10 protein-coding genes and 2 pseudogenes are annotated in these 10,742 nt (G+C 75.1%); 9 read left to right on the forward strand and 3 right to left on the reverse strand.

Translation table 11 applies throughout. The features are described 5' to 3' along the window. Window positions 1–14 precede the first annotated feature (14 nt). Complete coding sequence (locus ACYQBY_RS21765) at window positions 15–920, reverse strand: DUF2382 domain-containing protein (protein WP_459645994.1); 906 nt, start codon at window positions 918–920, stop codon at window positions 15–17. Window positions 921–1,392: 472 nt separating this feature from the next. Here ACYQBY_RS21765 and ACYQBY_RS21770 point away from each other — a divergent pair, with 472 nt between their 5' ends. The 4 genes from ACYQBY_RS21770 to glpK all read left to right on the forward strand — a co-directional run bounded on the left by ACYQBY_RS21770 (window position 1,393) and on the right by glpK (window position 4,977). Continuing rightward, window positions 1,393–2,082, forward strand: a complete 690-nt coding sequence (locus ACYQBY_RS21770; protein WP_459646007.1) for a TetR/AcrR family transcriptional regulator C-terminal domain-containing protein — start codon at window positions 1,393–1,395, stop codon at window positions 2,080–2,082. A 75-nt stretch (window positions 2,083–2,157) separates the two neighbouring features. Then, entirely contained in the window at window positions 2,158–2,691 is a 534-nt protein-coding gene (locus ACYQBY_RS21775; RefSeq protein ID WP_459645995.1) for a DUF6434 domain-containing protein, read from the forward strand. A gap of 10 nt (window positions 2,692–2,701) precedes the next feature. Further along, the gene (locus tag ACYQBY_RS21780; RefSeq protein WP_459645996.1) at window positions 2,702–3,448 is read left to right on the forward strand and encodes an IclR family transcriptional regulator; all 747 of its coding nucleotides are present in this window, start codon (window positions 2,702–2,704) and stop codon (window positions 3,446–3,448) included. Then, window positions 3,445–4,977 carry a glycerol kinase GlpK gene (gene glpK / locus ACYQBY_RS21785; RefSeq protein WP_459645997.1) on the forward strand — a complete coding sequence of 511 codons (1,533 nt, stop codon included), beginning with the start codon at window positions 3,445–3,447 and terminating at the stop codon, window positions 4,975–4,977. The genes ACYQBY_RS21780 and glpK overlap by 4 nt, the downstream gene beginning before the upstream one ends. Before the next feature lie 84 nt (window positions 4,978–5,061). Here glpK and ACYQBY_RS21790 read toward each other — a convergent pair whose 3' ends face one another. After that, the gene (locus ACYQBY_RS21790) at window positions 5,062–5,397 is read right to left on the reverse strand and encodes a winged helix-turn-helix transcriptional regulator (RefSeq protein WP_459645998.1); all 336 of its coding nucleotides are present in this window, start codon (window positions 5,395–5,397) and stop codon (window positions 5,062–5,064) included. A gap of 153 nt (window positions 5,398–5,550) precedes the next feature. Between ACYQBY_RS21790 and ACYQBY_RS21795 the strand changes: the two are divergent. From ACYQBY_RS21795 to ACYQBY_RS21810, 4 genes and pseudogenes are all read left to right on the forward strand, one after another. Further along, window positions 5,551–5,745, forward strand: a pseudogene (locus ACYQBY_RS21795) (NAD(P)-binding domain-containing protein); the annotation flags it as partial. Between the two features lie 34 nt (window positions 5,746–5,779). Beyond that, window positions 5,780–6,523 (forward strand): annotated as a pseudogene (locus tag ACYQBY_RS21800) (NAD(P)-dependent oxidoreductase). A 122-nt stretch (window positions 6,524–6,645) separates the two neighbouring features. Further along, on the forward strand, window positions 6,646–8,229 hold the full coding sequence (locus ACYQBY_RS21805; RefSeq protein WP_459645999.1) for a flavin monoamine oxidase family protein: 1,584 nt from the start codon (window positions 6,646–6,648) through the stop codon (window positions 8,227–8,229). A gap of 77 nt (window positions 8,230–8,306) precedes the next feature. Next, window positions 8,307–8,993, forward strand: a complete 687-nt coding sequence (locus ACYQBY_RS21810; protein ID WP_459646000.1) for a Rid family hydrolase — start codon at window positions 8,307–8,309, stop codon at window positions 8,991–8,993. Between the two features lie 51 nt (window positions 8,994–9,044). Here the strand turns inward: ACYQBY_RS21810 and ACYQBY_RS21815 are convergent, their stop codons facing one another. Next, the gene (locus ACYQBY_RS21815) at window positions 9,045–9,689 is read right to left on the reverse strand and encodes a hypothetical protein (RefSeq protein ID WP_459646001.1); all 645 of its coding nucleotides are present in this window, start codon (window positions 9,687–9,689) and stop codon (window positions 9,045–9,047) included. Between the two features lie 405 nt (window positions 9,690–10,094). On the opposite strand from ACYQBY_RS21815, the gene ACYQBY_RS21820 reads away from it, so the two are divergent. Beyond that, window positions 10,095–10,742, forward strand: a 648-nt coding sequence (locus ACYQBY_RS21820; RefSeq protein ID WP_459646002.1) for a carbonic anhydrase, incomplete at its 3' end; no start/stop codon positions are given.

Here is a 10,742-nt window from a genome sequence, read left to right on the forward strand (position 1 = left end):
TGCGGCGTCCTCGGTCAGAGGCGGTCGCGGTCGTCCCCGCGCACGCCGGCGCGGGTCTCGACGTCGGTGTCGACGTCGATGACCTCCTTGCGGACCTCGTCGGTCACCGTCTGCTGCTCGGTGAACTCCTGGGTCCCGAGGCGCACGCGCTCGACCGGCACGGTCTCCTTGCGGGTGACGGCCTCCTCCTCGTGGAGGATGACCTCGTGCTCCTCCTCGGTGAGGTCACCGCCGCGGAGGGCCTGGCCGACGTTCGCCTCGGTGATGGGCTCGCGCTCGACGACGACCTCCTCGCGGGAGACCGGCACCGTCTCGGAGACGCGCTCGCTGACGATGTGCTTGCGCAGGCGGGCGCGGCCGGCCTCGCGGCGCACGGTGCCGACGTGGATGCGCTCCTCGGAGCGGGTCATCGCGTCGTCGGTGTTCGGGCCGGAGGTGTCGTGGCCGGCGCCGTGCACGCCCGTGGTGCCGGTGTGCACCTCGTCGCGGTCGCGGATGCCGTCGTGGTCGCGGTCGCCGCTCACGGCGTCGCGGACCTTGTCGGTGACGCTCTCGTGGCCGGTCGTGGTGCCGGTCGTGGTGCCGTAGGTGCCCGCGCCGCTGCCGAGGCCGTAGTACTCGTAGAGCCGCTCCTCCTCCTGGGGGGTCAGCTCCGCGTCGGTCTCCATGCGGGGGGCGTCCTTGATCTGCGCCTTGGAGTAGGGCACGCGGATCTCGGTGCCGGAGATCCGGGCCGCGTCGAGCGGCACGAAGCTCTCGGAGGTGCCGAACAGGCCGGTCTTCACGGTCACCCAGCTGGGCTGGCCGGTGGCGTCGTCGAGGTAGACGGTGCCCACGCGGCCGATCTTGTCGCCGTCGGTCTCGTAGACGGTGCCCTCGTACAGGGCTGCGACGTCGGTACGGGAGGTGTTCTCGGTCATTGCTGCTCCTGTCGTCGGTGGTGGCTTCCGGCGGGGCTGGTGCACGGTGCCCGCGTCGTCGCCACGTCGTGCTGACGGGTGCGTTCCGAGGCACCCACACCGCCCCCGTCGGGAGCGGCTGCACGCCATGTCTACTCCGTAGACACCGAGGCGGCCATCCGAACCGCTCTCGGGCTCTTGGTTCCCACTGATCGCGGATGTATGCGCGCCTCCCGCGATCTCCACCTCCGCCGCTGCCGGGCCCCTCATCCCGCCCCGGTGGGCGGGAGAACGTGTCCACGGCGCACCAGCGGGTAGGGGGAGGACGAGCGGGCGTCCGGGCAGGACCACGTCCGGAGAGGAGGTCGAGACGGTGGACAACGGGCTGACAGGTGCTCCCGATCCCGGGACGCGGGTCCAGGAGCAGGACCTGCGGGTGGAGGGGACGGACCTGCGGGTCGAGCAGACCGACGGGCAGGGCTCGCGCACGGGGCTGGCCGTCTCCCCCCGGCAGCTCTCCGCCGAGCGCGTCGTGCAGGCCGCGGTGGAGTTCGTCGACAAGCACGGGCTGCGGGAGCTGACGATGCGCCGGCTGGGCGCCTACCTCGGGGTGGACCCGATGGCGCTGTACCGGCACGTCGCGGGCCGCGACGCGCTCCTCGACGCCGTCGTCGGGGTCGTGGTGGACGACGTGCTGGAGGTGATGCGCGCCGAGGAGCGCGGCGGCACCTCGTGGCAGGAGTACCTGCACCGCCTGGCGTTCGCGGTGCGCGGCGCCGCGCTGGCGCACCCGGAGGTCTTCCCGCTGGTGGCGACCAGGCCGCCGGCCGCGCCGTGGCTGCGCCCTCCCCTGCGCAGCGTGCGGTGGGTGGAGCTGTTCCTCTCCACGCTGCGGCGCGCGGGGTTCTCCGGCCGCCAGGCGGTGGCCGCCTACCGCGCCTTCACCAGCTTCCTCCTCGGGCACCTCCTGCTGGAGGTCTCGGCACTCGGCGTCGACACCGGGCCCGTGGCCGAACCCGACCCCGAGCGGGCACCGGTGGCCGACCTGGAGCAGTTCCCCACCGTGGCGGGTCTGCAGGCGGAGCTGACGGAGGACCACTCCGCCGCCGAGTTCCAGCACGCCCTGGACGACCTGCTGGACCGGGTCGCCGCGATGCGCGCCGAACCGGACCCGGTGCGCTGAGGCACCCGCTCCCCGGCACCCGGGGACGTGCGCGCGGGCGCCGGCGCCGTCGGGGGCGGCGGGCACACTGCCGCCGTGACCGAGCAGCGCCCCGCCCTCTCGCCCGCCCTCAGCGGCGCCGAACTCCTGCGCTGGTACTGGCTGGGGGAGGAGCTGCAGGCGCTGGCGCGGCAGGTGGGCGTCCCCGGCCGCGGGGGCAAGCAGGAGCTCACGGCCAGGCTGGCCGCCGCCCTCGACGGCCGCCCCGTGCCGCCCGCGCCGCCGGTGCCGGCGCGCTCTGCCGCACTGCCCGAGCCCCTCGGCCCGGACACCGTCCTGCCCCCGGGGCAGCGCTGCACACAGCAGTTGCGGGCGTGGTTCCGCGCGCAGGTGGGGCCTTCCTTCACGTTCGACGCGCCGCTGCGCGAGGTGATCGCGTCGGGCTGCACCCTGGGCGAGGCGCTCGCGCACCGGCACGCCACCCGGGACGCGGAGCCGGCCGAGATCGCCCCCCAGTTCGAGCTGAACCGGTTCCTGCGCGCGTGGCGGGGGGAGAACCCGGGGCGCCCGCACGCCGAGGCGCTCGCCGCGTGGGCCGAGCACCGCTCCAGGCCCCGGGACAGCACGTAGCCTTCGGCGCGTGCCGGGTCCCATCCAGTCCGTCGAGCGGGCCGCCGCGCTGCTGCGGCTGCTCGCCGCGGCGCCGGGCGGGGTGGGGGTGGTCGACGCCGCGCACTCCCTGGGCCTGGCCAAGGGCACGGTCCACGGCCTGCTGCGCACCCTCGTGGGGGTCGGTTTCGTCGAGCAGGACCGCTCCGGCCGCTACCGCAACAGCCCGGCGCTGGCACGGCTGGCCTCCGGTGGCCTCGACGCCAACGACCTGCGCTCCCACGCGGTGAACTGGGCGGACTCCCTCGCCTCGCGCACCGGGGAGGCCGTGCGCCTGGCCGTGCTGAGCGAGGGGCGGGCCCTGGTGGTGCACCACGTCTTCCGCCCCGACGACAGCCAGCAGGAGCTGGAGGTCGGCGCGCAGCTGCCCGCCCACGCCTGTGCGCTCGGCAAGGTGCTGCTCGCCTACACCGGTTTCCGGCCGGCGGCGCTCCCCCGCTGCACCCCCCGCACCCTGACGCAGCCGGCGCAGCTGCGCCGCGCCCTGGCGGAGGTGCGGGAGCAGGGCTGGGCGCTGGACGTGGAGGAGCAGCAGCCGGGGATCGCGTCGATCGCGGCACCGGTGCGCGACCGCGGGGGCCTGGTCGTCGGCGCCCTCGGCGTGCACGGCGCGGTGGAGGACGTGGTCGACCCCTCCGGCCGGCCGCGCGCCGGGCTGGTGCCCGCGGTGCGGCAGGCCGCGCGGGCCGTCTCCCGGGACCTGGGGTCCCCGGCGTGAGTTCCCAGCGCGCCACCGCCGCCCCGGGCCGGGAGGGGTTCGTCGTCGCGATCGACCAGGGCACCACCTCCACGCGCTGCATCCTGTTCGACCACGACGGCCGGCTCGTCGCGGTGGCGCAGCGCGAGCACCGCCAGCACTACCCCCGTCCGGGCTGGGTGGAGCACGACGCGATGGAGATCTGGCGCAACGTCGAGCGCCTCGTGCCGGCCGCGATGGCGCAGGCCGGGGCCGAGCCGCGGGACGTCGTGGCGATCGGCATCGCCAACCAGCGGGAGACGACCGTGCTGTGGGACCGGCGCACGGGCCTGCCGGTGGGCCGGGCGGTCGTGTGGCAGGACACCCGCACCTCCGACCTCGTGGAGGAGCTGGCCGCGGACGGCGGGACGGACCGGTTCGCCGAGCGGTGCGGCCTGCCGCTGGCGACGTACTTCGCCGGCCCCCGCCTGCGCTGGCTCCTCGACGCCACCCCGGGCCTGCGCGCGCGGGCCGGGCGCGGGGAGGTGCTGTTCGGGACGGTGGAGTCGTGGCTGGTGTGGAAGCTGACCGGCGGCCCGGACGGCGGCGTCCACGTCACCGACGTCACCAACGCCAGCCGCACGATGCTCATGGACCTGCGCACGCTGGACTGGGACCCGGAACTGCTCGCGGCGATGGACGTGCCGGCCGCGGTGCTGCCGCGGATCGTGTCCTCCGCCGAGGTCTACGGGACCGCCCGCACCGTGGTGCCCGGTGCCCGCATCGCCGCGGCGCTCGGGGACCAGCAGGCGGCGCTGTTCGGGCAGACGTGCTTCTCCCCCGGCGAGGCCAAGTGCACGTACGGCACCGGCGGGTTCCTGCTCATGAACACCGGGCAGGAGATCACGCGGTCCTCGCACGGGCTCCTGACGACGGTGGCGCACCGCATCGGGGAGGAACCGGCGAGCTACGCGCTGGAGGGTTCCATCGCGGTGACGGGCTCCCTGGTGCAGTGGCTGCGGGACAACCTCGGCCTCATCTCCTCCGCCCCGGAGGTGGAGACGCTGGCGCGCACGGTGGAGGACAACGGCGGCTGCTACTTCGTGCCGGCGTTCTCCGGCCTGTTCGCCCCGCACTGGCGTCCCGACGCCCGTGGCGCCATCGTCGGCCTCACGTCGTACATCACGAAGGGGCACCTGGCGCGGGCGGTGCTGGAGGCGACGGCGTGGCAGACCCGCGAGGTGGTGGAGGCGATGGACGCCGACTCCGGCCTGCGCCTGGCGTCGCTGCGGGTGGACGGCGGCATGACGTCGAACAACCTGCTGATGCAGACGGTCGCCGACGTCCTGGACGCGCCGGTGGTGCGCCCCATGGTGTCCGAGACGGTGTCGCTGGGCGCGGCGTACGCGGCGGGGCTGGCCGTGGGTTTCTGGCCGGACCTGGACTCCCTGCGCAGCCGCTGGCACCGGGCGGCGCAGTGGCACCCGCACATGGCGCAGGAGCACCGGCGGGTGGAGTGGGAGAACTGGCAGGAGGCGGTCCGCCGCACGTTCGGGTGGATCAGGCACTGAGGGCGGCGCCCGGGATCAGGCACTGAGGGCGGCGCCCGGGATCAGGCACCGGGGGCGGCGCCCGGATCGGGCACCGGCGGCGGCTCACGCGCGGCGCGCGGCGATGATCCGTCCCCGGTGCTCGTCGCCCCACTCCCCCAGCGGCCGCAGCGCCAGCTCCAGGGCGGCCCCCGCCTCGGTGAGGGAGTAGACGACGCGGGGCGGCACCTCGGCGTGGACGGTGCGCCGCACCGTCCCGTCGCGCTCCAGCTCGCGCAGCTGCTGGACGAGGACCTTCTCGCTGATGCCCTCCAGCTCCCGGCGCAGCTCACCCGTCCGGCGCGGTCCCTCGCTGAGCACCCAGAGGATGGACGGCTTCCACCTGCCGCCGACGACGTCGACCGCGGCGTTGACCCCGCAGGAGAAATCCCGCTCGCGCATCCTCCGCCTCCTCCGGCCCGTGCTGACCCCGAGGTCGGCAACGCACGAAATAGTGCGTACTTCCCGCCCCCGCCGGGCCGCCGGAAACTGGCGGCGCCGCCGGAGGACGGGTGGAGGGCCCACCCGCAGCGCCCCGCGCCGAGGAGACGGACGATGACGCAGCTCCAGGCACACCCCGCCGCGGCGGCCTCGACAGCGGCCTCGACAGCGGCCTCGACGGCGGCCACGACGGCGGGACGGGTGGCGGTGCTGGGCGCCGGGCCGATGGGGGCGGCGCTGGCGCGGGCGCTGCTGCGCGCGGGGGTGCCGACCACCGTGTGGAACCGCTCCCCCGGCCGCGCCGCGGTCCTGGGCGAGGAGGGTGCCTCCGTGGCCGGGGGACGTGGCCGGGGCGGTCGCGGCGGCGGAGGTGGTCCTCGTCTGCGTGCGCGACCACGACGCGACCCGGGAGGTGCTCGCAGAGGTGGACCCGGCGCTGCTCGCCGGGCACGCCGTGGTGAACCTGTCGTCGGCGACCCCGGAGGAGGCGCGGGCCAGCGCGTCGTGGGCGGCCGGGCGCGGCCTGCCGTACCTCGACGGGGCCGTCATGGTCTCGACCCCCCTGGTCGGGGCACCGGACGCCCTCGTGCTCTACAGCGGGGACCGGGCGGTGTTCGAGCGCAGCCTCCCGGTGCTGCGGGTCCTCGGGGGCCGCGCCGAGCACCTCGGTGACGACCCGGGCCGTGCCGCCCTGTTCGACGTGGCGGTGCTGGAGGTGTTCTTCGCCGGCATGACGTCGTTCCTGCACGCCGCCGCGATGGTCACCGCGCAGGGGGTGAGCGCCGCGGAGTTCCTGCCGTACGCCCGGTAGATCACCTCGCTGCTGCTGCCGGTCTCCGAGGGGCTCGCCCGCGACGTGGACGCCGGCAGCCACCCGGGCACCGAGGACAGGCTCGCCATGGAGCTCGCCGCGCTGGAGCACATCGCCGCCACCAGCGCGGCGCTGGGCCTGGACAGCAGGTTCCCGCGGCAGCTGCGCGACCTCGCCACCGAGGCGGTCGCCGCGGGCGGCGGCGACGACGGCTTCTCCCGGCTCGTCGACGTGCTCCGCGGGCCGGCGCGGCCGGCCGGCCCCGCACACGCCTGACACCACTCGCGCCGCGGACGGTTGCCCGGGGAAACTCGTCCACGGCGGTTACCGGGTACTTACAGCGCTGTAACACCGCTCGGGTTGGTTGAGCACACCAGCAACCCCGAGGAGCACACCGCATGCCCGTGACCCGACGTTCCTTCCTCACCGGGATCGGCGCCACCGGCGGCGCCGGCGCCCTGTACGGCGCGATGGGCGCCCTGGGCCTCGCCCCCAGCGCCGCCGCCGCGACCCCGGCCTTCACACCCCCGAAGGCGTCCGACTTCACCCTGACGGGACGCTCGCGGCGCACCGTTCTCGTCCTGGGAGCGGGCATCGCGGGCATGACCACCGCCTACGAGCTGGGCAAGGCCGGCTACCGCGTCACCCTGCTGGAAGCGCGCCAGCGCCCGGGCGGGCGGAACTGGACGGTGCGCGAGGGCACCTCGGAGACCGACCTGGACGGCCGGACGCAGCGGGCGCGGTTCTCCCCCGGCCAGTACATGAACGCCGGCCCCGCCCGCATCCCCCAGCACCACGTGACCCTGGACTACTGCCGCGAGCTGGGCGTGGCGATCGAGCCGTTCGTCAACCAGAACGCCGACGCCCTGCTGTACTACACGGGGAACACCGCCCTGTCGAACACCCCCGTCCGCCACCGCACCGCCAAGGCCGACACCTACGGCTACATCTCCGAGCTGCTGTCCAAGGCCACCTCGCGCGGCGCGCTCGACGACGTGCTGAGCACCCAGGACAAGGCGGCGCTGACGGAGTTCCTCTCCGACTTCGGCGACCTGGGCGCCGACGGCTCCTACACCGGGGGCAGCGGGCGCCGCGGCTACGAGGTCGAGCCCGCCGCCGGGCTGACCGCCGGGACGGTCCCCGCCCCGCCCGCCCTGCACGACGTCATCGCCAGCGGCATCGGCAGGGAGTTCACGTTCGAGTTCGGCTGGGACCAGGCCATGATGATGTTCCAGCCCGTCGGGGGCATGGACCGCATCGCCTACGCCTTCGAGAAAGCCATCGGCCCGCAGCGCTTCCGCTACGGGGCGCAGGTGCAGGCGCTGCGCAACACCGCCACCGGGGTCGAGGTCGACTACACCGGGCCGGACGGCACGACGCGCACGGCGACCGCCGACTTCGCCGTGAACACGCTGCCCCCGCACATCGCCGCGCGCATCCCGGGCAACCTTCCCGCCGACGTGACGGCGGCGCTCGCCGCGGCCGTGCCCGGCGCCACCGGGAAGATCGGCCTGGAGTACGGGCGGCGCTGGTGGGAGGAGGACCGGCGGATCTACGGGGGCATCACGAACACCGACCTGGACGTGTCCCACATCTGGTACCCCTCCAGCGGGTTCCACGGCGAGCGCGGCGTCGTCATCGGCTACTACAACTACGGGGCGGACGCCCGCGCGTACGCCGCCCTGACCCACGCCGAGCGCCGCGCCCGGGCCGTCGAGCGGGGCGTGCAGGTCCACGGCGACGTCTACGGCCGCGACATCGCCTCCTCCTTCTCGGTGTCGTGGTCCCGCACCGCGCACTCCGAGGCCGGCTGGGTCAGCTGGGCCGACCAGGACGGGCCCGAGTACCGCCGCCTGCTGGAGCCGGCGGGCAACGTCTGGTTCGCCGGGGACCACCTGTCCCACGCCATCGCCTGGCAGCACGGCGCGATCACCTCCGCCCGTGCCGTCGTCACCGCCCTGCACGCCCGCGTGATGGCCTGAGCCGCGCGCACCGGCGCACCACCACCCCGCGACACACCCCGAACCACACCCCGAACCAGGACCCGGACGGAGAGCTCGTGAGAAACCCCCGCACCCCCCGCCGCACGCTGTCGGTGACCGCCGCGGTCGCCGCCCTCGCCCTCGCCGCCGCCGGCGGGGCCGTCGCGGCGGACCGGCTCGGCGCCCCCGCACCGGGCACCGTGGAGCCGAACCTGCCCGTCGGCAGCACCCGGCCGCTCATCGCCAACGGCGTCGCCATCGGCTCGGACGTCGCGGTGTACAAGTCCAGCGGCCTCGGCCCGTCGGCCCTGAACACCGCCGCCACCGCCGGCACCCCGGAGTCCTACGTCGACCCCGCGCAGTTCCCCGGCGGCGCCCTGCCCGCCGGGGTGACGATCACCGAGGCGCAGGGCATCAACGTGCTGCGCCAGATCGGGGCGAACCTCGCCTCGGTCGGGCTGTCCTACGACGACGTCATCACCATGCGCGTCTTCCTCGACAACGCCCCCGGCACCGCGAGGGCCGACTTCGCCGGCTGGAACCGCGCCTACCGGCAGTTCTTCGCGAACACCGACCTGGAGACCGGCGAGGTGCTCGACGTCCCGCTGGGCACGGCGGCACCCACCGCCCCGCTCGTGGAGAACGCGGTGCGGCCCTCCCGGTTCGCCCTGGAGGTCGCCAGCCTGCCCGTGGACGGCTGGCTCGTCGAGGTCGAGGTCGACGCCGTGTTCCCCGAGCCGGCGAAGAAGCCCGGGAAGAAGTAGTCCGGGTGCGGGCCGCGGGAACGCCCCGCGGCCCGCACCACCGGAACGACCTCAGCCGGGCAGCGGGACGGCGTGGGCCCCCGCCCGCCGCCACGTGCGGTCCGGAGCGCCGTTGGTGCCGTCGAGGGAGAGGACCAGCGAGTCGAGCCGCGCGGAGACGACGACGGTCCGCTCCGGGCAGATGCTGTAGTCCCGCGGGTTCGGGAACGAACCGCCGACGCTCAGCCTCGCGGTGTCGCTGTCGACGAAGGAGGCGAAGTTCACCGCCGACCGGTAGTCGTTCCACATCGGTCCGATGTGGACGGTCGTGCGGGCGCGGTGGGTCTTCCCCGAGGTGCCGCAGCGGTAGTGCTGGGTCAGGCGCATCGAGGAGGGGGTGCCGACGGCACCGAACTGGGAGTACCAGTCCTGCTCGTAGGCGACGGGACAGCCCTCGTCCCACGGGGCGCACCCCACGATCCCGCCGTAGGCGTCGAACCCCGTGACCGTGGCGTCGACGGTGACGTACCCGCAGTCGCTCCACGGCGGGTGGACGGCCATGCAGAAACTGCTGACCGGCGCGGTGCCCGGCCCGTGCGGTGTCACCGAGACGGCGGTGAGCCGCAGCCCGGACGGCGGTGCCGCCTGGGCCGCGGCCGCCGGGCCCCCGGCGACGAGCAGTGCCGCGACCGCCACGGCGAAGATCTTCCGGAACACGAGTTCCTCCCCCGGTGGAAACCCCCGAAGCCGCGCGATGCGGCACGCTCCGAGTGTTCTCCTCACGCAGCGTGACCACAAGCGATTCGGGGGAATCCACCCGCGGCGGGACCGGCCCGCCGCGGGGGGCTCCTCACACCACCGGCACGATCTCCGGCGCCTGCAACCGGATCGCGTCGGCGGAGGCGCGGAGGCGGCGCAGCCCCCGGTCCCTGAACCGCCGCTCCCCGAACCCCCGAACCCGCTCCCCGAACAGGTCGCGAAGCCCGCGCGAGGACGGCTCCCGGCCTGCCGGAAAAAACCTGGGCGGCCCGGAACTGCGCCGGTAGCGTTCGAGCCGCACGTTCCGGGGGGATCGTGCACACCGCGCGGCAGGGGCCGCGCGGTCTCACCGGGGGGAAGTCCATGAGAACAACCGGATCCACGCTGCCCGCGCACAGCCGCGCCACCACGACGGCACCGGCACCGGCACCGGCACCGGACGGGGCGGGCAGCACGAGGCGCGGCCTGCTCCGCTGGGGGGCGGTCCTGGGCGGGGGCGCGCTGCTGACCGCCTGCGGGCGCGGCGGTCCGGAGGTGCTGCCGGGTGCTCCGCACGCGCGGCCCGAGGAGATCACCGATCCGGACGAGGCCCTGGAGCTGCTGCTGCAGGGCAACGCCCGGTTCGCCGCCGCCCACTCGCAGCACAGGACCCACACCGCCAAGCGCCGCCTGCAGGTCGCCGAGGGGCAGCACCCGTTCGCGACGGTGCTGTCCTGCTCGGACTCCCGCGTGCCGCCGGAGCTGGTGTTCGACCAGGGACTCGGAGACCTGTTCACGGTGCGCACCGCCGGGCACGTCCTCGCACCGCCCGTCCTCGGCACCGTCCAGTACGGCGTCGAGCACCTGCACGTCCCGCTGCTGGTGGTCCTCGGGCACGAGAGGTGCGGCGCGGTGAGCGCCACGCTGGAGGCGGTCCAGAAGGGTTCCGCCCCCACCGGCACCGCCGTCGACTCCCTGGTCGACGCGATCCGCCCGGCCGCGGAGCAGGCGCTGACCACCACGGGCGAGGGG

The organism is Kineococcus anabasis (genome assembly GCF_054590795.1).